Genomic DNA, 22,996 nt, shown 5'->3' with positions numbered 1-22,996 from the left:
TCGTCGGCGTCACCTGCACGTCACGTCAATGTTGGGGAAGGTGCAATGAGTGTGATGAGTCGGACAGCCATCACGGGCGTCGTCCCCTTGGCCAAGGGAACACTGCCCGTCCTCGGCCATGGGCTGCTCCTGGCACGGGACCCGTTCGGATTCCTGTCCTCACTGCCCGCCTACGGCGACCTCGTGCGCATCCGGCTGGGTCCCCAGGACGTGATCATGACGTGCGCTCCCGAGCTGACCCGGGCGATGCTGCTGGACGACCGCACGTACGACAAGGGGGGTCCGTTCTACGAGCGGGCCCGGGAGGCTTCCGGTGACGGACTGGTGACCTGCCCGCACCGTTTGCACCGCCGTCAGCGCCGCCTGTGTCAGCCGGCCTTCCAGCAGGTACGGTTCCCCGCGTACACGGAGGCCATGGTCGCCACCGCCACAGAGCTCGTCTCCTCCTGGCGCGACGGGGAGGTGGTCGACGTCAACGAGGCCATGGTCACCCTCACGATGCGGGCCATGGTCAAGGCCATGTTCGCCACCCAGCTGTCAGCAGAACTGGACCGCCAGGTGGTCGACGACCTCACCATCGCCACCGGCGGCATCTTCCGGCGCATGCTCACCCCACCCCGCCTCAACCGGATCCCGACTCCCGACAACCGCCGCTACAACCACGCCCAGGCCCGCCTGCGTGCAACGGTCGCCGACGCGATCACCAGTCGGCGTGCCGACCTCGCCGACCACGACGGCCTCCTGTCGGTCCTTTTGAGTGCCGAGGACTCCGAGGCGACCGACGGCCCTCCGGCACTCAGCGACACCGAGGTAGCCGAGCAGGTCCTCACCTTCTTCCTCGCCGGTGCGGAGACGACGGCGAACCTGCTGGCCTGGACCCTGTACGAACTCGGCCGGGCCCCAGCGGTGCAGGAGCGCCTTCACGCTCAGACAGTCAATGCGCTCGGTGGCCGACGACCCTCCTTCGGCCTCCTGCCCGCACTGACCGCCGCCGACCAGGTGACCACCGAAGCCCTGCGGATGTACCCGCCGGCCTGGTTCCTGACCCGCACCGCGACGCGCGACACCCGCCTGGGCGACGTACGGCTGCCGGCCGGTACGACGCTCGGCTACAGCGCCTACCTCATCCACCGGCGCCCTGACCTCTACCCGGACCCCGACCGCTTCCACCCCGACCGGTGGGAGGGCCGCAAACCCGATCGCACTGCGTACATCCCCTTCGGTGCCGGTGCCCGCAAATGCATCGGGGACCGCTTCGCCCACATCCAGGCCACCCTCTCCCTCGCTGTGATGGCCACCGGCTGGCAATTCGTCCCCGTCACCGACCGCACCCCGCGCCCCGCGGTCCACGCCACGCTAATGCCCCGCGGCCTGCAAATGCGCCTCCTGGCCCGCACCTGACCGGGCCGCCCCTCCACCCGAACCGATTCCCACACCCCCGTCCCCGAAGGGCCGCCCATGCGATCGCCGTCCCCGCACGACGCCGCTCCACCCGACCTCCCGTACAGGGAGGCGGCCGGTTCGATCCGGCTGTGGGACGGCACACCGCTGACCGATCTGACAACCCCCCGCCACGATCTGGCCACCCGGACGCGACCGTTCCCCGTGCAGCGCAACTACTTCCACGCCGCCGCCATCCGCGCCAGCGCCCGATGGCTGGGCCAGACGGTGGCCATGGAACGGTCCGAGTACGAGCGCCTGGTCCGTGAGGACGTCGGAGGATTCGTCTCCTGGGTCTACCCCGAGGCCGAGCCCGCTCAGTTAAGGGCACTGGCCGACTTCCATCACTGGGCGGTCTGGCTCGACGATCTCATGGACCGCAGATCCAGCCCGGCCACCAGTCTGACCGCGTGCTCGGTCCTCGAATCCCTCGGCAGCGCCGAACTCGCCCCTTTCGACGATTCCTTCGCCCGCATGCGCAGCCATGGCATGCAGGACCGGCATGCCGAAAGGTTCCTGCACGCCATGCGCCTCTACGGCTCCTCGTCACGCAAGGAAGTACAGGCCAGAGAAGGCCACTCGCGGTTCCCCTCCACCGCCGACTACATAGCCAACCGGCGCACTTCCGCGGCGATGCCCGTCTACTTCGCCCTGATCGGCTGGATCTCCCGCATCGAGCTGCCCGACCACCTCTACCGCCACCCCCTGGTCGTCCACCTGGAGAACTGCTGCAGCGACTACGCCCTCCTCTACAACGACGCCGGTTCCTTCATCAAGGAGTACCTCTCCGGACGCACCGAAGGCTCCTTCGTGCGCCTGCTGTCCCACGAACTGGACATGCCCGTGCAGGAAACCCTGAACGAGATCGCCGACATGGCCGCCGCTGCGGCCGACGACCTCGAGGCAGCCTGCGACCTCATCGACGGCTCCGGGCTGCCCGCCGGACAGCGCGCCCAGCTCCACCACTATGCCGACGGCCTGCGCAAATTCACCGGCGGCGTCAACCACTGGAGCAACCACACCCCCCGCTACCTGATCGGCCAGCCCTTCACCGACACCCCGCCCACCTCACGCACCGGCGACCGCCACCACCTGCGCCCCCAACCGACCCCCTGACCCCGCCGGCCCCCGAGCCCGCCCACACCAAAGGTGGTGACCCATGCCCGAGGACGATGCCTGGCCCACACCCACCGCACAGAAGGTCGAGGAAGCCCTCACCGCCGCCGCGAAGGACCTGTCCGTGCTCGACGCACGCGTCGAGCACTACCGCGTTCGGGCCGGCGGCTACGCGGCGTGGACCGGCCAGACCGGCTCCGAGGTGTTCAGCCTCGAAGCCCGCCTGGGCCCCGCCCACCGCAACCCGGACCACTCCATGTGGGGCATTCTCCAGGTCTTCGACCCCCGCCAGCCCAACCTGGCCCTCGTACGCTTCCTGGAACGCGGCAACCGCGAGGGCCTGCCGGACACCAGCCCGCGACGCCCCCACTACAGCGTCCCCGTCGACAACCGGCTGTGCCGCACATTCCTACCAGCCTGCAACAGGGCCCTCAACGGCCTCGACCCCACCGGAAGGGCCCGCAGCCAGCACGTTGACTGCTTCCCCGGCCGCATCACGCTGGGCAACGCCTTCCAGTCACCGCTCCTCGCAGTCGGCCTGTTCCGCCGGTTCCGCACCGACGGCCAGAACGCGATCATCCTGACCGACTTCAACGATCCCTTCGCCGTGCCGCCCGTCCGGCTCGTCGCATCGCTGGTCGCCCGCAGCGACACCCACCTCATCGCCCGCACCCGACAACCCTCCACCGCCCGCCTCCTGCTGCGCGCTCCGGACGGCACCGTCCTGCAACTCGGCGGAATGTCGACAGCAACCGACCACGGCATCGACACCGCCCGCCGATATCTCCGCTGACGCCGACGCGACACCCACTGACACGCTGTCATCACCGACCACCGCCGTCACAACCGCGGGTTCGAACGGCACAGCGTGCGCAATATCGCGTCCGGGCGGGCCAGGGCAAGTGGGGAGCTGACTCTCGAGAGACATTCGACGATCGCGAGGGCCAAGGCAGGGTCGTGTGCCGCGGCAGCGGCCAGGCGCTGGGCGTACCCGGCAGCCATGGCGGTGAAGGGAGCCCTCGCCCTTGGAGGGTTGAGGACCCGGTCAAAGAGACTGCTGGTGAGCCAGCTGGAGCGGGCGACGCGGGCTGCCTGGCGGTAGAACCGGGCGGGCAGGGTGGTGGGCGGTCCGTCGGCGAGGCTGCTGCGCAGCCGCAGCGCGAGCTCCGCGGCGATGGTCATGCCGGTGCCGTAGAGGGGGTTGAGGCAGCAGATGGCGTCGCCGGTAGAGATGAGTCCCGCAGGGTGCCGGCGAAGGCGCTCGTAGAAGCGGCGATGTCCGCCTGGGAAGCGAAAGCCAGCCGGTGCATCAAGGGGCTCGCCTGCCGCCAGCAACTCGTAGGCGGGGCCGGGCAGCAGATCGCGGGCCTGGGAACGCAGGTCTGCAGGAGCTTTGACGTCGTCGTCGTAGTGGGTGAGAGAGAGGACCCACTGGTCGTGTTCTTGGCGAGCCAGGAAGGCTCCGCGCCGGCGGGAGCCGCTGGGAAAAGCTACGTTGAAGAGCTTCACAGCGGTCGTTGCGGTGCTGGGGGGCAAGTGAAAGTGCTGACTGGTGTAACGCACGCCGACGGCGATACGGGCTTCGCGCGGCCGTTGGAAGCCGAGGTCCTCCCTCCACACCAATCCACGCGCGGAGCGGCCCTGGGCGTCGACGACGAGGTCGGCCTCCATGGATTCGGACCGTTGGTCTGACCCTGCGCGGGTCAGGCGGACTCCGGCGACACGAGTGTTGCCAGCGTTGTACAGCAAGCTGCCGGCCTCGTGCCCGTCACGCAATGCCACGCCGGGCAAGGCCAGGACGCGGCGGCGGACATGGGACTCCAGGAACGGGCGGCTGGCCATGATTCCCCGGTAATCGGTGACCGGGGTGGACAGGGAATGCCCCATAAACTCTATCCAGAAGTCCTCCGGGACCCTGACGAGTTCGGCACCGGCGCCCACCAACTCGTCACGCAGACCGGGGAGGAGCTCTTCGAATGCCTCGGCGCCGCGCAGCAGCAGGCCATGGACGTGGTGTCCTTGCGGTATGCCCTTACGCGGCCGGAAATCGAGGGCGGCGAGGCGGTCACGTTCGATGAGGGTGACATGCCGGTAGTGGGGGGCCAGAGCTGCGGCGGCGAACAAGCCAGCCATACCGGCACCGCACACCACGGCGTGCCCGTGTCCGTCGGACATGGTGTCTGTGTCCTTTGCGGTCAGTGGCCGACGTTCCACCGCAAGACCTCGCGACCAACTCGCCGTCGGAGTATCTGCCGTGGTGCGAGCACACGTTGGTGGCCAGGAGCTAGGCAGGTTTCATCAGCTTCGGTGCGACTCCGGGGTCGGCGAGGCCGGCCAGGAGGCGGCCGCGGGCTGCCACGACGAACTGCAGCGGCAGCCGCGAGAAGGTCTGCTGCACGGGGCCCGTGCCCCTACTAAGCAGGTCGTCCCCTGCTGAGCCGCATCCCTCGGAAGAACCGCCATGACCGCGATCGTGACACGACAGCGACTCGCGGACGCGAGGAATGGCGTGAACTGGCTGCAACACCGGCTTGTCTTTCGACGGTCACCCGGCGTTGCTCCAGACCCGGTGGGGGTAGCTGGTCCAGGACCGCAAGCCGGACCTGGTGGTGGCCGCCGAGGCGCAGTTGTCCGTACGGCCTGGTCATCGACGGCGAGCCGCACTCTCGATGCGCCAACCGTGATTGAGAGCGACCTGAAGCTCCCACTCCGCGGTGATGGTGGAGCAAGCCCAGTACCGCGGACGACCCGCAGACGCAGTCCGTGTGCAGCAATGACGACCGGACCGTGGACCACGCCGAGATCACGCGTCTGCGCGCGTCGTGCATGCGTACGAAGGTACGTCGCCCGGCTCAGGCCAGGGCGATGCCGAGTTTCGTGTCGGGCTGGCAGAACTGGCACGGGGCCGCGTTCGAATCGGTGAGCGCCATCCGGGTGTCGTGATCGTCGACTCGGTGCACAGGACCTCGAGCATCGTGCAGTCGACGGCATGGATCGCCGCAGGCCCCCGCCCGTCCCCTCTGCGCCTCCGCTGGACGACGAAGCCGGCGTGTCGGGACACGGGTCGGAGACCGGGCAGGTTCGCGGCGCCCTTCGGCAGGCGCCGTGGGTGCTGCTGCGGTGGCTGCTCAGCCCGCGTGAGCGCCTCCTGCACCGCTTTACGCTCCAGCCGCAGGTAGATGCCAACTGTGTCTGTCTCGGTCGTCTACTGGCTGCTCGACACCCACGCCACCATGCAGACCCACCTCGGAACCAGCGGCTACATTGGCCGCCCTCCTCCACATAGGCGGACATGGCCATCCGGTCGAGTTATATGCGCCAAGTTGCCTGGTCCCTGGTTCGGCCTTCCAGTAGGCAGTCACTATCCAGTGCGAATCCGGTGGCCAAGGACCGGACGGCCAGTCATTGCCGGTCACGAGTGGGCAGGGAGTCAACTCATTCTCAGCCGGCTCCAGCCACGTTGGGTGCTGGTTCGGGCGACGCCTTCCGGCTGCGGTCAGGTCATCTCCTTGTGCCGGGATCAATGGGACGGTTGCGCGATGCCGTCCCGGAGGGGGGTCTGACTCATGAGATCTATGACCGAAGTGTCCAGTCACGGACGTGTCGACCGTCGTTGCGGGATGCTGCCTGCCACCGAGCCACAGGGCGTGTCCCTATAGGGGCCTTGCCGACTTCCAGGCGCCATCACGGTTCAGACCGCCCGAGCGGGCCGGTGCCATCCACCAAGCATGTCACCACGCAGGAGGCGAACCATCATGGCGAGCCGAGAGCGCAGCACCTCCTCGAGCACAGATCCTCCCGCTCGGCGGGAGGTCGTGCTGGGCGTGGACACGCACGGCGAGGTGCATGTCGCCGCCGTGATCTCCCCGCTGGGGAAGGTCCTGGCCACCGAGTCCTTTCCGGCGACGACGGCCGGCTACCGGCGGCTGCTCGTGTGGGCCCGTAAACGGGGGACGGTGCGCCGGGCCGGTGTGGAGGGCACCGGCACCCTCGGTGCGGGGCTGTCCCGCTACCTGCTGGCGCAACAGGTTGAGGTATACGAGGGTGAATCGGCCCGATCGCTCGGCCCGCCGACTGCTGGGCAAGTCGGACCCGCTCGACGCTCAGGCCGCCGCGCGAGCTGTGCTCAGCGGTCGCGCCCGGGCCCGGGCCAAGTCCGGCGACGGTCCGGTGCACAGCGCCCGGATCTACAAGCTGACCAAGGACTCCGCGGTCAAGGCCCGTACTCAGGCGATCAATCAGCTCAAGGCCGTCCTGGTCATTGCCAGCCCCGCCCTACGGGAACGGCTGTCCAGCCTGGGCAATGCCGAGCTGTTCCGCACCTGCGCACGCCTCGGCTCACCCGACGGTGGGGGAGACGAGGACGCGGTGATCCAGGCCACCCAGCTGACGTTGCGTATGCTCGCCGAGCGCATCGAGCAGCTCACCGCTCAGATCGACGAGCTGAACCAACGCCTGACCCGGCTCGTCGAACGCCACGCCCCCAGCTGCTCGTACCGGTGGGCATCGGCCCGGACAGCGCCGTCACTCTCCTGATCACCATGGGAGACAACCCCGAGCGACTGAACACCGAGGCGTCGTTTGCTGCCCTTTGCGGAGTCAGCCCCATCGAGTACTCCTCTGGCCGGCGGAGCACGCGTCGGCTCAACCACGGCGGAGACCGCCAGGCCAACGCTGCCCTGCACCGCATCGTGTTCACCCGCCTGCGCCACGACCCGCGCACCCGGGCGTACTACGAACGCCGCACCCAGGAGGGTAAGACCCGACGCGAGATCATCCGATGCCTCAAGCGGTATGCCGCCCGCGAGGTCTTCAACCTGGTCAGACCGGTCTCCCTCGCCCCCGCGTTATAGGGGCGTCCGTGAGACGTGAGAGGGTCTGGGGCGTGAGTGAGACACCCCCGAACACCCTGCAATACCGCTTCGACGGGCCAGAAGACGCTCCGGTCCTGATCCTGGGTCCCTCACTGGGTACCACATGGCACATGTGGGACCGCCAGATCCCGGAGCTGACGAGGCAGTGGCGGGTCTTTCGGTTCGATCTGCCCGGGCACGGCGGCGCACCCGCGCGTCCGGCCGGGTCCGTCGCCGAGCTGACGGCGCAGCTGCTGGCCACCCTGGACGCGCTCGGCGTGCAGCGGTTCGGGTACGCCGGCTGTGCGCTGGGCGGTGCCGTCGGGATCCAGCTGGCGCTGCGGCACCCGGAGCGGGTCGCGTCCCTCGCCCTGGTCGCCGCCTCGCCCCGGTTCGGCACCGCCGACGAGTTCCGCCAGCGTGGCGTGGTCGTCCGGACCAACGGGCTCGACCCGATCGCCCGGACCTCTCCCGACCGCTGGTTCACCGGTGGCTTCGCCGCCGCGCAGCCCGCCATCACCGAGTGGGCCGTGCAGATGGTCCGCACCACCGACCCCGGCTGCTACATCTCCGCGTGCGAGGCGCTGGCCGGGTTCGACGTACGGCAGGAGCTGGGCCGGGTCGGCGTACCGACCCTCGTCCTGGTCGGCTCCGACGACCGCGTCACCGGCCCCGCCGAGGCCCGCACCCTGGTCGCCGGCATCCCGGACGCCCGGCTCGCCGTCGTGCCCGGGGCCTCCCACCTGGTGCCGGTCGAGCAGCCGGCCGCCGTCACCGACCTGCTCGTACGGCACTTCTCCACCGCCTGGCAGCAGCCGCTGGAGACCGGTCAGACGGTGCTCCCCGCCACCCCGGTGAACCCGGCCCTGGCCGCGCCGCCGCAGGCCGCGCCGATCGCCGAGATCGCGCCCGCCGCGGCGGAGCCGCAGCCCCTCGCGGCCGCCGACCGGTACGAGACCGGGCTGAAGATCCGCCGCGAGGTGCTCGGCGACGCGCACGTCGACGGGGCGCTGGCGCGGGCCGACGAGTTCTCCGGGGACTTCCAGGAGTTCGTCACCCGCTACGCCTGGGGCGAGATCTGGGACCGGCCGGGTCTGGACCGCCGTACCCGCAGCTGTGTCGCGCTGACCGCGCTCGTCGTCGGCGGGCACACGGAGGAGCTGGCCGCGCACACGCGGGCGGCGCTGCGCGGCGGACTCACCCCGGAGGAGATCAAGGAGGTGCTCCTCCAGGCCGCCGTGTACTGCGGCCTCCCGGCGGCCGGCGCCGCGTTCACGGTGGCCCAGCAGGTCATCCGGGAGGAGACGAACCCCGGGGAGTGAAGCGCCGGGGGGCCTCGCGTTAGGCGGGGGTCCTCGCGTGAGCCGGGAGCGGCCCGGCGGACGGGCTGCCCGCCGCCTCTGTGCGGGTGATCGTCAGACCGGTGGCGGGAGCACCAGGCTGGGCGGCCCGTTCCGCGCACCGGACGGGGCAGGATGGACGACCATGAGGCTCACGAAGCAGTCCCACGCATGTGTCCGTCTGGAGAAGGACGGCCGGACCCTCGTCATCGACCCGGGCATGTTCAGCGAGGAGGACGCGACCGCCGGCGCGGACGCGATCCTCGTCACGCACGAGCACCCGGACCACTTCGACGAGGGCCGGCTGCGGGCCGCCCTGGAGGCGCGGCCCGCGGCCGAGCTCTGGACCCTGGAGTCGGTCGCCGGACAGCTCACGGCGGCCTTCCCCGGCCGGGTCCACACCGTCGGCCACGGCGACGCCTTCACCGCGGCCGGCTTCGACGTCCAGGTCCACGGCGAACTGCACGCCGTGATCCACCCGGACATCCCGCGCGTGACGAACGTCGGCTACCTGATCGACGACGGCATGGTCTTCCACCCCGGCGACGCCCTCACCGTCCCCGGCCGCCCGGTGCGGACCCTGATGCTCCCCGTGATGGCTCCCTGGAACAAGATCTCCGAGGTCATCGACTACGTCCGCGAGGTCCGGCCGCAGCGCGCCTACGACGTGCACGACGCCCTGCTCACCGACCTCGCCCGGCCCATCTACGACCGCCAGATCGGCGCCCTGGGCGGCGCGGACCACCAGCGGCTGGCCCCCGGCGCCTCCGCCGACCTCTGAGAGCCGCGGCCGGGACCGGGTTGTCACACCCTCCGGGTAGGTTGGAGAGCATGCGCATCGCGACCTGGAACGTGAACTCGATCACCGCCCGCCTCCCGCGGCTCCTCGCCTGGCTGGAGAGCAGCGGCACCGACGTGCTCTGCCTCCAGGAGGCCAAGATCGCCGAGGAGCAGTTCCCGTTCGAGCAGCTGCGCGAGCTGGGCTACGAGGCGGCGGTGCACGCGACCGGCCGGTGGAACGGGGTGGCGGTGCTCTCCCGCGTCGGGCTGACGGACGTGGTCAAGGGGCTGCCCGGCGACCCGGGCTACGACGGCGTGACCGAGCCGCGCGCCCTCTCGGCGACCTGCGGCCCGGTCCGCGTCTGGTCGGTGTACGTGCCCAACGGCCGTGAGGTCGAGCACCCGCACTACGCCTACAAGCTCCAGTGGTTCGAGGCGCTGAAGGCCGCCGTCGCGGGCGATGCGGCCGGCGGCCGGCCCTTCGCCGTCCTCGGCGACTACAACGTGGCACCGACGGACGACGACGTCTACGACCGGGCCGCGTTCGAGGGCTCCACGCACGTCACGCCCGCCGAGCGCGCCGCCCTCGCCTCCCTGCGCGAGGCGGGCCTCGCGGACGTCGTCCCGCGCCCGCTGAAGTACGAGCACCCGTTCACGTACTGGGACTACCGCCAGCTGTGCTTCCCGAAGAACCGCGGCATGCGCATCGACCTGGTGTACGGCAACGAGCCGTTCGCCCAGGCGGTCAAGGACGCATACGTCGACCGCGAGGAACGCAAGGGCAAGGGCGCGTCCGACCACGCGCCGGTAGTGGTCGACCTCGACGTCTGATGCCACGCTGGGGCCATGAACATTCCGTTCCTGGGCCTCAGACACGACAAGAGCGGTCACGACAAGAGCGGTCACGGCGAGACCAGTCCCGGCGAGGGCGGTCATGGCAGAAGCGGTGATCCGGTGCTGCCCGCCGACCCCGAGTCGATCGCCGCGCTGCTGTCCGAATGCGAGTTGCTCCGCTCCCAGGCGGCCGGGGCGGGCGTCCGGCTCGACGACACGCCGGCCTCCCTGGAGGCCCTGGACCAGATGGTCCCGCGCTGGCGCGACGACGCGGAAGTACTGCCCTGGCTGGGCAACGACGCCGGGCTGTACCTGGGCACGGTCGTCGTGCGCACCGTCCCCGGCGCCGCCTGGGAGATCCGGCCCGACGGCGAACCCGTCGTCCGTCTCGCCTCCGGGCGCGAGGTCGAGGTCGTCGGCCCCGGCCGGGACTGGGCCGCCAGCGGTGTCCCCGAACTCTCCCAGCTGTACGCGGAGGTCGCCGAGGACTGAACGGCCCGGCCGGGCCGCCGTCCCTGCCGCTTTCCGGGCGGTCGTGCGCAGTTGCCCGCCGCCGCCGAACCCCATCGCGCCGAACCTCGACTAGGCTTTGCCCTTCACGCATGCCTCGCTCGTGTGTGCCGTCGGGGGAGTACCCGGGCGGCGCCGGAACCGCAGGGGGGTGGCAGGTGACACGGGCCAGGCTCGTCCGGCGGCAGCCGGAGATCACTGCTCGCGCAGCGGGACGGACAGGTACGACGGGTCGTCCGACGGCGAGGAGAAGGTCAGCTGCGCGCCGGACGAGTTGTGCTCGTCCCGCACAGGGAAGGACCGCCGCTCAGGATGCCCGGTGCGAGGTGCGTGCGGCCTCTGCCTCCGGCAGCGGCGCCTGCGCGGCCCGCGTGACGTCCGCGACCAGTTCGACCACGTCGGCGCCGTACGCCTGCGAGTTGACCACCTTCAGCAGCAGGACGAAGGAGTTGCCCCCGTACTTGCGGCTCAGCCGCTCGTGCTCGCGCGCGAGGTAGCGGGTGGCCGCCTGGTTGGTGATGGCCCGCTGGCCGCAGAACAGGAACACCGGCCGGGTGTCGCGCCGGGTGCCCGCGGTGAGGCGGGCCAGCAGCACGTACTCGGTCACGCCCGGGTCCATGCGGTAGCGCTCGCCGCCGATCTGGAACGCGCCCCGGTCCGGCCCGGGTTCGGGGTCGACGTTCACGCGCACGCCCGGCAGCATCGCCGCCATGTGCGCGAGCATCCGCCGGTTCGACGCCGGCCCGCCGACGCAGAACTCGGTGCGCTCGCCGAGCCCCTGCCGGACCGTGTCCTGGGTGACCACCTGGACGTTCGCGCCGCAGTCCTTGACGAGGGCGGAGAGTTCCAGCAGGGCGAACACGTCGAAGCGGTGCACCGCCGGTTCCGCCGTGGCCGGGTCGCGGTTGACGACGAGCAGTGACTCCGAGTTCTCCGGCAGCCCGAGGAAGGCCTGTCTGCGGCGGAGCCTGCGCCGCCACAGATACGTTCGGGCGATCCAGCCCAGCGCCGCACTGATACCGGCCGCGATCACACCGAGGACGATGTTGCGCACGTCGTCGTTCATGGCCGCGCATGCTAGCGGCCCTGCAACCCCCGTACGTACCGGTGTTCGATGTGCGGCATTCGTGCGGTGGGCGGCCGAGGCGCCCTGTCGAGGCTGCGGCGATCCCGTTACGCTGCGCGGACGGTCACCGACGGGAGGCGCACATGGGTCGTCCTGGCACGCGGAAACTGGCGGTTCTGGCGGTCTCGGCCGCCCTGGTCACGGTGGGCGCGGCCGCACCGCCGGGGGCCGGCGGCGAGCGGCCGGCCAAGACGCCGGTGGCCGTCGGCTACGGCGGCGCGGTCGCCAGCGTCGACGCGGACGCCACCGCGGCCGGTATCGAGGTGCTGCGCGAGGGCGGCAACGCGGTCGACGCGGCCGTGGCCACCGCGGCCGCGCTCGGTGTCACCGAGCCGTACTCCGCCGGCGTAGGGGGCGGCGGCTTCTTCGTCTACTACGACGCCAAGTCCCGTACCGTGCACACCATCGACGGCCGTGAGACCGCCCCGCTCACCGCGGACTCGCAGCTGTTCGTGGAGGACGGCAAGCCCCTTTCCTTCGCAGACGCCGTCACCAGCGGCCTCAGCGTCGGCACCCCGGGCACCCCCGCCACCTGGCAGACCGCGCTGGACCAGTGGGGCAGCAGACGGCTCGGCACGGTCCTGAAGCCCGCCGAGCGGATCGCCCGGCACGGCTTCACCGTCGACGACACCTTCCGCTCCCAGACCGCGTCCAACGAGACCCGGTTCCGCTACTTCCCGGACACCGCCAAGCTGTTCCTGCCCGGCGGACACCTCCCGGCCGTCGGCTCCACCTTCAAGAACCCCGAACTGGCCCGGACCTACGAGGAACTCGCCCGCAAGGGCATGGGCGCGATCTACCACGGCGACCTCGGCAGGGACATCGTCGCCACCGTGAACAAGCCGCCCGTGGACCCCGCCTCCGGCTGGAACGCCCGCCCCGGCAAGCTGTCCGCCCAGGACCTCACCGCCTACCGCGCCAAGCTCCAGCGGCCGACCGAGACGTCGTACCGCGGGCTGAAGGTGTACTCCATCGCACCCTCCTCCTCCGGCGGCACCACGGTCGGCGAGGCGCTCAACATCATGGAGGACACGCCTCTTTCCCGGGTGAGCGAGACGCAGTACCTGCACCACTTCATCGAGGCGAGCCGGATCGCGTTCGCCGACCGCGGGCGCTGGGTCGGCGACCCCGCCTTCGAGGACGTGCCGACCCGGCAGCTGCTCTCCCAGCGGTTCGCCGACTCGCGGGCCTGCCTCGTCCGGGACGACGCGGTCCTCACCAGCCCGCTCGCACCGGGCGACCCGCGCCACCCGGCGGCCTGCCGCTCCGGGGGTACAGCGGCGCCGACGACGTACGAGGGGCAGCACACCACCCATCTGACGGTCGCCGACAAGTGGGGCAACGTCGTCTCCTACACGCTCACCATCGAGCAGACCGGCGGCAGCGGCATGACCGTCCCCGGCCGCGGCTTCCTGCTCAACAACGAGCTGACCGACTTCTCCTTCACCCCGGCCAACCCGGCCGTGCACGACCCGAACCTGCCCGGACCGGGCAAGCGGCCCCGCTCGTCGATCTCCCCGACCATCGTGCTCGACCGCCACAACCGGCCCGTCGTGGCGCTCGGTTCACCCGGCGGCGCGACCATCATCACCACCGTGCTCCAGGTCCTCACCGAGTTCGTCGACCGGCACCTCCCCCTGGTCGACGCCATCGCGGCTCCGCGCGCCAGCCAGCGCAACGCCGCACGCACCGAGCTGGAACCCGCCCTGTACGACAGCGCGCTGCGGGGCAGGCTGGAGGCCATCGGGCACAGCTTCACGGTCAACCCCGAGATCGGCGCGGCCACGGGCGTCCAGCGGCTCCCGGACGGGAAGTGGCTGGCCGCCGCGGAGCGGGTACGGCGCGGCGGCGGCTCGGCGATGGTGGTCGATCCGGCGCCGTAGAACCAGTCGGAGCGCCTTGAGCCCGGCGGGCCTCACAACTCCGGTTGCGGCGGCGGGTCCTCCTCCGTGCGGAACTCCAGCCGCCCGTCCGCCGTGTCCACGGTGACCCGGCTGCCCTCGGTGATCGTGCCGTTCAGGAGCAGCCGGGACAGCTGGTTGTCCACCTCCCGCTGAATGGTGCGGCGCAGCGGGCGGGCGCCGTACTCCGGCTGGTAGCCGCGCTCGGCGAGCCAGTCGACGGCCGCACCGGTGAACCTCACCGTCACCCCCTGCCCGTCCACGAGCCGGCGGGTGCGCTCCAGCAACAGGTCGGTGATCCGGCGCAGTTGATCACTGGTCAGCTGCCGGAAGACGACGACCTCGTCGATACGGTTGAGGAACTCCGGCCGGAAATGCTCCCGCAGCGGCCGCAGGATCTGCTCGCGCCGCGCGTCCTCGTCCGCCTGGGCGCCGCCCGGCCCGAAGCCGATCCCGGCGCCCCGCCGGGTGATCGCCTCGGAGCCGAGGTTGCTGGTCATCACGATGACCGTGTTGGTGAAGTCGACAGTGCGGCCCTGCGAGTCGGTGAGCCGGCCGTCGTCCAGCACCTGGAGCAGGATGTTGAAGACGTCCGGGTGGGCCTTCTCCACCTCGTCGAGCAGCAGCAGCGAGTACGGGTGCCGGCGGACCACCTCGGTGAGCTGGCCGGCCTCCTCGTGGCCGACGTACCCGGGCGGGGCGCCGACCAGCCGGGACACGGTGTGCCGCTCCTGGTACTCGCTCATGTCGAGCCGGACCATCCGGTCCTCGCTGCCGAACAGCGCCTCGGCGAGCGCCCGCGCCAGCTCGGTCTTGCCGACGCCGGTCGGGCCGAGGAACAGGAAGCTGCCGATCGGCCGGTCCGGGCTGGCGAGCCCGGCGCGCGAGCGCAGCACCGCCTCGGAGACCACGGCGACCGCCTCCTCCTGGCCGACCACCCGCTGGTGCAGGTGCTGCTCCAGGCCGAGCAGGCGCTCCTTCTCCTCCTGGGTGAGCCGGCTGACCGGGATGCCGGTCCGCCGGGACACGACCTCGGCGACGGCCTCGGCCGTCACCTCCAGGTCCAGTCCCTCATCGGCCTTGTCGCCGCCGCTCGCGTCGGCGATCCGCCGCTTCAGCTCGCCGATCCGGTCCCGCAGCTGCGTGGCCTGCTCGTAGCTCTCGTCGGCGACGGCCTGGTCCTTGTCCCGGACCAGCTGCTCGACCTCGCGCTCCATGGCGCGCACGTCGGTGCCCTTGGTCCGGGAGCCCAGCCGGACCCGGGCGCCCGCCTGGTCGATCAGGTCGATCGCCTTGTCGGGCAGCCTGCGGTCGGTGAGGTAGCGGTCGGACAGCTCGACGGCGGCGACCAGCGCCTCGTCGGTGTAGCGGACCTGGTGGTGGGCCTCATAGCGGTCGCGCAGCCCGCGCAGGATCTCGACGGTGTCCCCGACGGTCGGCTCGGGCACCAGGATCGGCTGGAAGCGGCGGGCCAGCGCCGCGTCCTTCTCGATCCGGCGGAACTCCTCCAGCGTGGTCGCGCCGACGACGTGCAGTTCGCCCCGGGCGAGCGCGGGCTTGAGGATGTTGCCGGCGTCCAGCGCGCCGCCCTCGCCGCCGGAGCCGGCGCCGACGACCGTGTGCAGTTCGTCGATGAAGACGATCAGCCGGTCGGAGTGGGCGCGGATCTCCTCGACGATGCTGTTCATGCGTTCCTCGAAGTCGCCCCGGTACCGGGTGCCGGCGACGACTCCGGTCAGGTCCAGGGCGATCAGCCGGCGCCCGATGAGGACGTCCGGCACGTCGCCGTCGGTGATGCGCTGCGCGAGCCCCTCGACGACGGCCGTCTTGCCGACCCCGGCGTCGCCGATCAGCACGGGGTTGTTCTTCCCGCGCCGGGACAGCACCTCGATGGTCTGCTCGATCTCGTCGTCGCGGCCGATGACGGGGTCGATACGGCCGTGCCGGGCCAGCTCGGTCAGATCGCGGCCGTACTTGTCCAGCGTCGGCGTCGACGAGGAGCGCTGCCGCTCGGGCCGCTGGGGCGCGCTCTCCTGCGCCTCCGGCGGCAGCCGGCCGGCCGAGAAGCGGGCCGCGTTCAGGATGTGCCCGGCCGCCGAGTCCGGGTTCGCGGCCAGCGCGCTGAGCACGTGTTCCGGGCCGATGTATCCGGCGCCGCTCGCCCGGGCCATGTCGTGCGCGTCGAGCAGGGCACGCTTGACGGCCGGGGTGAGCGACAGGGAGGTCGGCGGCGGCGCCTCCTCCGGGGCGTGCTGCACCGGCCCGGACCGGTCGTCGATCTCCGTGGCCAGCGAGTCCGGGTCGGCGCCCGCCCGGGTCAGCAGACTCCGGGTGGGCTCGGCGGCCACGGCGGCGCGCAGCAGGTGCTGGGTGTCCAGGTCGCGGCTGCCGTGCTCGGCGGCGTACTGCGCGGCTCCTCTGACCAGCTCCCGGGCCGGCTGGCTGAGCAGTCGGCCGATGTCGATGTGCCGGGGTGCTCCGCCGGTCCTGCCGTAGGGTCCGCCGGTGTTCCCGGCGAAGAAGCGGGCCAGGAAATCACCGAAGGGGTCAGGAGGGTAGCCGTTGGTCATGGCGCGGGTTCCTTCGCTGACGACGTGCGGAACGGACGGGTAACCCCGGTGCCGCTCGCTCATGCCACGATCCCACGCCCTTCTGAGAGGCGCGCCCCGAAGGGGCGCGGGGAACGGCGCGACCAGCCCCCACGGACCCGCACCCGCCGCACGCCAGCACCCCCCGCCCGGGAGGGCGCCAAGAGGCGCGGGGAACTGCGCGACAGGCCCCCACGGACCCGCACCCGCCGTACGCCGGCACCCCCCGCCCGGGAGGGCGCCAAGAGGCGCGGGGAACTGCGCGACAGGCCCCCACGGACCCGCACCCGCCGTACGACGGCACCCCCGCCCGGGAGGACGCCAAGGGGCGCGGGGAACTGCGCGACAGGCCCCCACGGACCCGCACCCGCCGTACGACGGCACCCCCCCGCCCGGGAGGGCGCCTGCGCTACCGGCCTGCCCCGTAGCCCCGGCCCGCGCTACAGACCGGCTGGGGCTACCGCGCCGTAAGGACCCGCGGCCCCCGCTCCGTGATCGCCACCGTATGCTCCGCGTGGGCCGCGCGGGAGCCGTCGGTGGTGCGCAGGGTCCAGCCGTCCGGCGCCGAGAAGTAGCCGTCCGTGCCGCCCGCGATCAGCATCGGCTCGATCGCCAGGACCATGCCGTGGCGCAGGGGCAGGCCGCGTCCGGGCCGGCCCTCGTTGGGGACCTCGGGGTCCTCGTGCATGCGCCGGCCGATGCCGTGGCCGCCGAAGCCGGACATGATGCCGTACCCGGCGTCGCGGCAGACCCGGCCCACGGCGTGCGCGATGTCGCCGATGCGGTTGCCGACGACGGCCGCCCCGATGCCCGCGGCCAGCGCCCGCTCGGCGGTCTCGACCAGCAGCAGGTCCGCGGGGTCCGGCCGGCCCACCACGAAGCTGATCGCGGAGTCGCCGACCCAGCCGTCCAGTTCGGCGCCGCAGTCGATGGAGACGAGGTCACCGTCCCGGAGGCGGTACGCGGTCGGGACGCCGTGCACGATCGCGTCGTTGACCGAGGCGCAGACAACGGCCGGGAAGGGGACCGGCGCGAACGCGGGACGGTAGCCGAGGAAGGGCGAGGACGCACCGGCCTCGCGCAGCACCTCCCGGGCCACCTCGTCCAGTTCCAGCAGGCTGACCCCGACGTCCGCGGCCTGCCGTACGGCCGTGAGGGCTCGCCCCACGACCTGGCCCACCGCGTACATCGCATCGATCGACGCGTCCGTCTTCAGTTCCATCATGCCAATTACTATACCGGTATTTGAATAGGGCCCCCTGTCTGGCGGACTAGGCCTCGCCGAACGCGGCCGGTATTAGAATGGGCGCATGGTGCGCACCCCCCTCACCCCCGAAGAGCGCGAACGCGGCGAACAGCTCGGCCGGCTGCTCCGCGAGGCGCGCGGTGCCCGGAGCATGGCCGAGGTCGCCGCCGAGGCGGGCGTCTCCGCCGAGACCCTCCGGAAGATCGAGACCGGCCGCGCGCCGACCCCCGCGTTCTTCACCGTCGCGGCCCTGGCCCGCGTGCTCGGGCTCTCCATGGACGACCTCACGGCCCGGTGCGCGCCGGTGGGCGCAGCCGAAACCGCCGCCTGAGCAGGGCGCCCGCTCACCCACAGGGGTGTCAATCGTGATCGACTCCGCGGGGTTGGCGACGATGGTCTTGGCAAGGCCGCCCGAGAGGCTTACGTTCGTCCCTCTACGGCCGTTTCTACGGGCGTAGAGGCTCGGACGTCGCGTCGAAGGAGCAGCTCATGGCCAACGTCGTACGTGCCGCCCTGGTCCAGGCGGCCTGGACCGGCGACACCGGGTCCATGGTGGCGAAACACGAGGAGCACGCGCGCGAGGCGGCCCGCCGGGGCGCGAAGGTCATCGGCTTCCAGGAAGTCTTCAACGCGCCGTACTTCTGCCAGGTCCAGGAGCCCGAGCACTACCGCTGGGCCGAGCCGGTGCCCGACGGGCCGACCGTGACCCGGATGCGGGAGCTGGCCCGCGAGACCGGCATGGTGATCGTCGTCCCCGTCTTCGAGGTCGAGCAGTCCGGGTTCTACTACAACACCGCCGCCGTCATCGACGCCGACGGCAGCTATCTCGGCAAGTACCGCAAGCACCACATCCCGCAGGTCAAGGGGTTCTGGGAGAAGTACTACTTCAAACCCGGCAACCTCGGCTGGCCCGTCTTCGACACCGCCGTCGGCAAGGTCGGCGTCTACATCTGCTACGACCGCCACTTCCCCGAGGGCTGGCGCCAACTCGGCCTCAACGGCGCCCAGCTGGTCTACAACCCCTCCGCCACCCACCGCGGCCTCTCCTCCTACCTGTGGCAGCTGGAGCAGCCCGCGGCCGCCGTCGCCAACGAGTACTTCGTCGCCGCCATCAACCGCGTCGGCCAGGAGGAGTACGGCGACAACGACTTCTACGGCACGAGCTACTTCGTCGACCCCCTCGGCCGGTTCGTCGGCGACCCGGCGAGCGACAAGACCGAGGAACTCGTCGTCCGCGACCTCGACTTCGACCTCATCGAGCAGGTCCGGCAGCAGTGGGCCTTCTACCGCGACCGCCGCCCCGACGCCTACGAAGGACTGGTGCAGCCGTGACCGACCTCTACGCCCGCCACCGCGCCGTCCTCCCGGACTGGCTCGCCCTCTACTACGACGAGCCGATGGAGATCACCCACGGCGAGGGCCGCCACGTCTGGGACGCCGAGGGCAACAAGTACCTGGACTTCTTCGGCGGCATCCTCACCACGATGACCGCGCACGCCCTGCCCGAGGTGACGAAGGCGGTCAGCGAACAGGCCGGCCGGATCATCCACTCCTCGACGCTCTACCTCAACCGGCCGATGGTCGAACTCGCCGAGCGCATCGCCCAGTTGAGCGGCATCCCGGACGCCCGCGTCTTCTTCACCACCTCCGGCACCGAGGCCAACGACACCGCGCTGCTGCTCGCCACCGCGTTCCGGCGCAGCAACACCGTGCTCGCGATGCGCAACAGCTACCACGGCCGCTCGTTCAGCACGGTCGGCATCACCGGCAACAACAGCTGGTCCCCGACCTCCCTGTCCCCGCTGCAGACCCTCTACGTCCACGGCGGCGTCCGCAGCCGCGGCCCGTTCGCCGAACTCGACGACCGCGCGTTCATCGACGCGTGTGTCGCGGATCTGAAAGACATCCTCGGCCACACCCGCCCGCCCGCCGCGCTGATCGCCGAACCCATCCAGGGCGTCGGCGGCTTCACCTCGCCCCCCGACGGCCTGTACGCCGCCTTCCGCGAGGTGCTCCACGAGCACGGGATCCTGTGGATCGCCGACGAGGTGCAGACCGGCTGGGGCCGCACCGGCGAGCACTTCTGGGGCTGGCAGGCGCACGCCCGCAGCGGCCCGCCGGACATCGTCACCTTCGCCAAGGGCATCGGCAACGGCATGTCCGTCGGCGGCGTCGTCGCCCGCGCCGAGATCATGAACTGCCTGGACTCCAACAGCATCTCCACCTTCGGCGGCACCCAGATCACCATGGCCGGCGCCCTCGCCAACCTCACCTACCTGCTGGAACACGACCTCCAGGGCAACGCCCGCCGGGTCGGCGGCCTGCTCCTGGAACGGCTGCGTTCCGTCGGCGCCCAGCTGCCCGGCGTCCGAGAGGTACGCGGGCGCGGCCTGATGATCGGCGTCGAACTCGTCAAACCGGGCACGGACGAGGCCGATCCGCGGGCGGCCGCCGCCGTCCTGGAGGCGGCCCGCGCGGGCGGGCTCCTCATCGGCAAGGGCGGCGGCCACAGCACCAGCGCCCTGCGCGTCGCCCCACCGCTGTCGCTGACCGTCGCGGAGGCCGAGGAGGGCGCGGCGATCCTCGAACGCGCCCTCAGGAGCACGTACTGAATCACCTGAAGGACAGCGCCATGGCTCACACCGTCCCCGACCCGAGGCAGACCTTCGAACCCGCCCTCTCCGTCCGGCAGGTGCTCACCCTGGAGCGGGTGCTCGCCGGGGAACCCGAGGTGGTGGCCGGGGCCGGGCAGCTGGACCGGCCGGTGCGCTGGGTGCACGTCGCCGAGGCCGCCGACGTCGGCGTGATGCTCACCGGCGGCGAGATGGTCCTCACCACCGGCGTCCTCCTCGCCGGCGACGAGGCCAAGCAGGCCGAGTACATCCAGTCCCTGCACCGCGCGGAGGCCGCCGCCGTCGTGCTCGGCCTCGGGCGGGCGTTCCCGACGCCGCCCGAGGTGATGCGGCGCGCCGCCGAGCGGTGCGGGCTGCCCCTGGTGGTCCTGCACCGGCCGTTCCCCTTCGCCGAACTGACGGAGGAGGTGCAGTGCCGGCTGGTCCGGCGCAAGTTCGCGGCCGTCAGTCTGTCGGAGACGGTACGCACCGCCCTCACCGGGCTGATCACCGCGGGCGCCCCGCTCGGCCGGCTGCTCGACGAGGTCGCCCAGCACGCCGCCTGCCCCGTCGTCGTCACCAACCTCGCCCACCGCGTCCTCGCCACGGCGGGGGAGCGGCCCGCCGTGGACGACGTGCTGCGCGACTGGGAACGGATCGCCCGGCAGGCATGGGGGCACCACCCGGGCCGTTCAGGCACGGGAGGAGGCACCGAGGGCGACGGCTGGATCCGCGCCGAACTCGGCGGCCGGGGCGAGCGGTGGGGCCGGCTCCTGCTGTGCGGGTACCGCGGCGACCCGGCCACCGGACGGCTGCTCGCCGAACGGGCCGCCGAGGCGCTCGTCCTGCACCGCATGCTGGGCGGCGCCGCAGCCCGCACCTGGGAGGAGCAGTCCGCCGAGAGCCTGCTCACCGACCTGGTCTCCGGGGCCGTACCCGCCCGGCAGTTGCTGCCCCGCGCGCGGGCCGCCGGACTGCCCGTCAACCGGCGGACGTTCGTGCCGCTCGTCGTCCCCGGCGGCGACCCGGGCCGGCTCGAAAGGCTGCTCCGGGTGCTGGGCCTGGCGGGAATCGTCGCCGACCTCGGCGACCACGCGACCGCCGTCCTGCTCAGCCTCGCCCGCGACCAGGACGCCTGCGCCCTGACCGCCCACTTCGCGGCCCGCCTGCGCGACGGGAGCGACACGGCCTGCGAGGTGGTCGCCGCCGCCGATCCCCGCACCGCCTGGGACGATGTGCCCGCCGGACTCCGCGAGGCCCGGCACGTCGCCGACGCGGTCGCCGACTCCGCCGCCGCCCTCGACCTGCCGGCCGTCGTCCGCCTCCGCGACGTCCACCTGCGCGGTCTGATCCGGCTGCTCAGGGACGACCCGCAGGTGCAGTCCTTCGCCGAACGCGAACTCGCCGGACTGCTCGACACAGGCGGTCCCGAACTGCTGAACGTGCTGCGGACCTACCTCGCGACCGGCCGCAACAAGTCCCGCACCGCCCAGCTGCACCACGTCTCGCGCCCCGCCCTCTACCGCCGCCTGGAGGCGATACAGGCACGCCTCGGCGCCGACCTCGACGACTTCGAGCAGGCCGCCTCCGTGCACATCGCGCTCCTCGCGCACGACGCGCAACAGCAGTGACACCCGTGACGACCAACCCGTGACGACCAGGGAAAACGGCGGTGAAACATGGTCCGGCGAACACGTGACACGGTGGCACGCCGCACCCCCGCGGACGTGACACACTGCACCTCAATCCGGCCCGTACGGCTTCCTAGGCTCGCCCTACACCGAGCGACCGGAGGTCCCGATGAGCCGAGTGATCCGTGCCGCCCTCTTCCAGACCGCCTGGACCGGCGACAAGGAGTCCATGATCCAGGTGCACGAGCAGGCGGCCCGCGACGCCGCCGCGCAGGGCGCCCAAGTCCTCTGCTTCCAGGAGCTGTTCTACGGGCCCTACTTCTGCCAGGTCCAGGACAAGGCGTTCTACGAGTACGCCGAGCGCGTCCCGGACGGCCCGACCGTCCGCCGCTTCCAGACCCTCGCCCGGGAACTGGGCATCGTCCTGATCCTGCCGATGTACGAGGAGGAGCAGCCGGGCGTCCTCTACAACACCGCCGCCGTGATCGACGCGGACGGCTCCTACCTCGGCAAGTACCGCAAGACCCACATCCCCCAAGTGCAGGGATTCTGGGAGAAGTTCTACTTCCGCCCCGGCAACGGCGGCTGGCCCGTCTTCGACACCGCCGTGGGCCGGATCGGCGTCTACATCTGCTACGACCGCCACTTCCCGGAGGGCTGGCGGGCCCTGGGCCTCGCCGGTGCCGAGATCGTCTTCAACCCCTCGGCGACCTCGCGCGGCCTCTCCCGCTACCTGTGGCAGCTGGAGCAGCCGGCGGCGGCCGTCGCCAACGAGTACTTCGTCGGCGCGATCAACCGGGTCGGCGTCGAGGACCTCGGCGACAACGACTTCTACGGCACGACGTACTTCGTGGACCCCGAGGCCCAGTTCGTCGGCGAGGTGGCGAGCGACAAGGAGACCGAACTCGTCGTCCGCGACCTCGACATGGCCAAACTCCGCGAGGTCCGAGACCGCTGGCAGTTCTACAGGGACCGCGTCCCGGGAGCGTACGGCCCGCTGACGGCGCCGTAAAAGCGGG

At 71.5% G+C, this 22,996-nt stretch carries 19 protein-coding genes and 1 pseudogene; 16 read left to right on the top strand and 4 right to left on the bottom strand.

The genetic code is table 11. The features are described 5' to 3' along the window. The first annotated feature begins 54 nt into the window (after positions 1 to 54). From DBP14_RS04685 to DBP14_RS04675, 3 genes are read left to right on the top strand one after another with little or no spacing between them, the layout of a single operon-like run. Positions 55 to 1,401 (top strand): cytochrome P450, encoded by a 1,347-nt coding sequence (locus tag DBP14_RS04685; protein WP_129305783.1) that lies wholly within the window; start codon positions 55 to 57, stop codon positions 1,399 to 1,401. A gap of 57 nt (positions 1,402 to 1,458) precedes the next feature. After that, complete coding sequence (locus DBP14_RS04680) at positions 1,459 to 2,556, top strand: hypothetical protein (RefSeq protein ID WP_129305782.1); 1,098 nt, start codon at positions 1,459 to 1,461, stop codon at positions 2,554 to 2,556. A gap of 43 nt (positions 2,557 to 2,599) precedes the next feature. Then, the gene (locus DBP14_RS04675) at positions 2,600 to 3,349 is read left to right on the top strand and encodes a hypothetical protein (RefSeq protein WP_129305781.1); all 750 of its coding nucleotides are present in this window, start codon (positions 2,600 to 2,602) and stop codon (positions 3,347 to 3,349) included. Between the two features lie 47 nt (positions 3,350 to 3,396). Here the strand turns inward: DBP14_RS04675 and DBP14_RS04670 are convergent, their stop codons facing one another. Continuing rightward, entirely contained in the window at positions 3,397 to 4,731 is a 1,335-nt protein-coding gene (locus tag DBP14_RS04670; RefSeq protein WP_129305780.1) for an FAD-binding monooxygenase, read from the bottom strand. Positions 4,732 to 6,284: 1,553 nt separating this feature from the next. On the opposite strand from DBP14_RS04670, the pseudogene DBP14_RS37400 reads away from it, so the two are divergent. From DBP14_RS37400 to DBP14_RS04645, 7 genes and pseudogenes are all read left to right on the top strand, one after another. Then, positions 6,285 to 6,584: pseudogene (locus tag DBP14_RS37400) on the top strand (transposase); the annotation flags it as partial. 16 nt (positions 6,585 to 6,600) lie between these two features. After that, a complete protein-coding gene (locus DBP14_RS37395; RefSeq protein WP_347239686.1) occupies positions 6,601 to 7,092 on the top strand; it encodes a hypothetical protein in 492 nt (163 codons plus the stop codon). Positions 7,093 to 7,097: 5 nt separating this feature from the next. Beyond that, complete coding sequence (locus DBP14_RS37390; protein ID WP_347239682.1) at positions 7,098 to 7,409, top strand: transposase; 312 nt, start codon at positions 7,098 to 7,100, stop codon at positions 7,407 to 7,409. Positions 7,410 to 7,441: 32 nt separating this feature from the next. After that, entirely contained in the window at positions 7,442 to 8,731 is a 1,290-nt protein-coding gene (locus DBP14_RS04660) for an alpha/beta fold hydrolase (protein ID WP_129305779.1), read from the top strand. Positions 8,732 to 8,894: 163 nt separating this feature from the next. After that, entirely contained in the window at positions 8,895 to 9,530 is a 636-nt protein-coding gene (locus DBP14_RS04655) for an MBL fold metallo-hydrolase (protein WP_129305778.1), read from the top strand. Positions 9,531 to 9,580: 50 nt separating this feature from the next. Then, positions 9,581 to 10,360 carry an exodeoxyribonuclease III gene (locus tag DBP14_RS04650; protein WP_129305777.1) on the top strand — a complete coding sequence of 260 codons (780 nt, stop codon included), beginning with the start codon at positions 9,581 to 9,583 and terminating at the stop codon, positions 10,358 to 10,360. A gap of 15 nt (positions 10,361 to 10,375) precedes the next feature. Beyond that, positions 10,376 to 10,855: a DUF6278 family protein gene (locus tag DBP14_RS04645; RefSeq protein WP_129305776.1), complete on the top strand. Its 480-nt coding sequence runs from the start codon at positions 10,376 to 10,378 to the stop codon at positions 10,853 to 10,855. Positions 10,856 to 11,180: 325 nt separating this feature from the next. On the opposite strand, the gene DBP14_RS04640 is transcribed toward DBP14_RS04645, so the two are convergent. Then, complete coding sequence (locus DBP14_RS04640; protein WP_129305775.1) at positions 11,181 to 11,939, bottom strand: hypothetical protein; 759 nt, start codon at positions 11,937 to 11,939, stop codon at positions 11,181 to 11,183. Positions 11,940 to 12,082: 143 nt separating this feature from the next. Here DBP14_RS04640 and ggt point away from each other — a divergent pair, with 143 nt between their 5' ends. Further along, positions 12,083 to 13,882, top strand: coding sequence for a gamma-glutamyltransferase (gene ggt / locus DBP14_RS04635; protein WP_129305774.1), 1,800 nt, complete (start codon positions 12,083 to 12,085; stop codon positions 13,880 to 13,882). Between the two features lie 32 nt (positions 13,883 to 13,914). On the opposite strand, the gene DBP14_RS04630 is transcribed toward ggt, so the two are convergent. Both DBP14_RS04630 and map read right to left on the bottom strand, forming a co-directional pair. Beyond that, positions 13,915 to 16,470, bottom strand: a complete 2,556-nt coding sequence (locus DBP14_RS04630; RefSeq protein WP_129305773.1) for an ATP-dependent Clp protease ATP-binding subunit — start codon at positions 16,468 to 16,470, stop codon at positions 13,915 to 13,917. Positions 16,471 to 16,945: 475 nt separating this feature from the next. Continuing rightward, positions 16,946 to 17,713 carry a type I methionyl aminopeptidase gene (map, locus tag DBP14_RS04625; RefSeq protein WP_129305772.1) on the bottom strand — a complete coding sequence of 256 codons (768 nt, stop codon included), beginning with the start codon at positions 17,711 to 17,713 and terminating at the stop codon, positions 16,946 to 16,948. Between the two features lie 85 nt (positions 17,714 to 17,798). Between map and DBP14_RS04620 the strand changes: the two genes are divergently transcribed. The 5 genes from DBP14_RS04620 (at position 17,799) to DBP14_RS04600 (ending at position 22,989) form a co-directional block, all read left to right on the top strand. Then, positions 17,799 to 18,065 carry a helix-turn-helix transcriptional regulator gene (locus DBP14_RS04620; protein WP_129305771.1) on the top strand — a complete coding sequence of 89 codons (267 nt, stop codon included), beginning with the start codon at positions 17,799 to 17,801 and terminating at the stop codon, positions 18,063 to 18,065. A 158-nt stretch (positions 18,066 to 18,223) separates the two neighbouring features. Next, entirely contained in the window at positions 18,224 to 19,066 is an 843-nt protein-coding gene (locus tag DBP14_RS04615; RefSeq protein WP_129305770.1) for a nitrilase-related carbon-nitrogen hydrolase, read from the top strand. Beyond that, a complete protein-coding gene (locus DBP14_RS04610) occupies positions 19,063 to 20,346 on the top strand; it encodes an aspartate aminotransferase family protein (protein WP_129305769.1) in 1,284 nt (427 codons plus the stop codon). Before DBP14_RS04615 ends, DBP14_RS04610 begins: the two co-directional genes overlap by 4 nt. A 20-nt stretch (positions 20,347 to 20,366) precedes the next feature. Continuing rightward, positions 20,367 to 21,977 carry a PucR family transcriptional regulator gene (locus tag DBP14_RS04605; protein ID WP_129305768.1) on the top strand — a complete coding sequence of 537 codons (1,611 nt, stop codon included), beginning with the start codon at positions 20,367 to 20,369 and terminating at the stop codon, positions 21,975 to 21,977. A gap of 169 nt (positions 21,978 to 22,146) precedes the next feature. Further along, entirely contained in the window at positions 22,147 to 22,989 is an 843-nt protein-coding gene (locus DBP14_RS04600; protein WP_129305767.1) for a nitrilase-related carbon-nitrogen hydrolase, read from the top strand. The last annotated feature ends 7 nt before the right edge of the window (positions 22,990 to 22,996 follow it).

It is taken from the genome of Streptomyces sp. L2, assembly GCF_004124325.1.
In the GTDB taxonomy this organism is placed as follows: Bacteria; Actinomycetota; Actinomycetes; order Streptomycetales; family Streptomycetaceae; genus Streptomyces.
This window is presented reverse-complemented; position numbering and strand designations above follow the sequence as displayed.

Bases quoted from the DNA above. Each gene is read 5' to 3' on its own strand.
- DBP14_RS04685 (WP_129305783.1), top strand. From the start codon at position 55: ATGAGTCGGACAGCCATCACGGGCGTCGTCCCCTTGGCCAAGGGAACA.
- DBP14_RS04680 (WP_129305782.1), top strand. From the start codon at position 1,459: ATGCGATCGCCGTCCCCGCACGACGCCGCTCCACCCGACCTCCCGTAC.
- DBP14_RS04675 (WP_129305781.1), top strand. From the start codon at position 2,600: ATGCCCGAGGACGATGCCTGGCCCACACCCACCGCACAGAAGGTCGAG.
- DBP14_RS04670 (WP_129305780.1), bottom strand. From the start codon at position 4,731: ATGTCCGACGGACACGGGCACGCCGTGGTGTGCGGTGCCGGTATGGCT.
- DBP14_RS37390 (WP_347239682.1), top strand. From the start codon at position 7,098: ATGGGAGACAACCCCGAGCGACTGAACACCGAGGCGTCGTTTGCTGCC.
- DBP14_RS04655 (WP_129305778.1), top strand. From the start codon at position 8,895: ATGAGGCTCACGAAGCAGTCCCACGCATGTGTCCGTCTGGAGAAGGAC.
- DBP14_RS04650 (WP_129305777.1), top strand. From the start codon at position 9,581: ATGCGCATCGCGACCTGGAACGTGAACTCGATCACCGCCCGCCTCCCG.
- DBP14_RS04645 (WP_129305776.1), top strand. From the start codon at position 10,376: ATGAACATTCCGTTCCTGGGCCTCAGACACGACAAGAGCGGTCACGAC.
- DBP14_RS04640 (WP_129305775.1), bottom strand. From the start codon at position 11,939: ATGAACGACGACGTGCGCAACATCGTCCTCGGTGTGATCGCGGCCGGT.
- ggt (WP_129305774.1), top strand. From the start codon at position 12,083: ATGGGTCGTCCTGGCACGCGGAAACTGGCGGTTCTGGCGGTCTCGGCC.
- DBP14_RS04630 (WP_129305773.1), bottom strand. From the start codon at position 16,470: ATGACCAACGGCTACCCTCCTGACCCCTTCGGTGATTTCCTGGCCCGC.
- map (WP_129305772.1), bottom strand. From the start codon at position 17,713: ATGATGGAACTGAAGACGGACGCGTCGATCGATGCGATGTACGCGGTG.
- DBP14_RS04620 (WP_129305771.1), top strand. From the start codon at position 17,799: ATGGTGCGCACCCCCCTCACCCCCGAAGAGCGCGAACGCGGCGAACAG.
- DBP14_RS04615 (WP_129305770.1), top strand. From the start codon at position 18,224: ATGGCCAACGTCGTACGTGCCGCCCTGGTCCAGGCGGCCTGGACCGGC.
- DBP14_RS04605 (WP_129305768.1), top strand. From the start codon at position 20,367: ATGGCTCACACCGTCCCCGACCCGAGGCAGACCTTCGAACCCGCCCTC.
- DBP14_RS04600 (WP_129305767.1), top strand. From the start codon at position 22,147: ATGAGCCGAGTGATCCGTGCCGCCCTCTTCCAGACCGCCTGGACCGGC.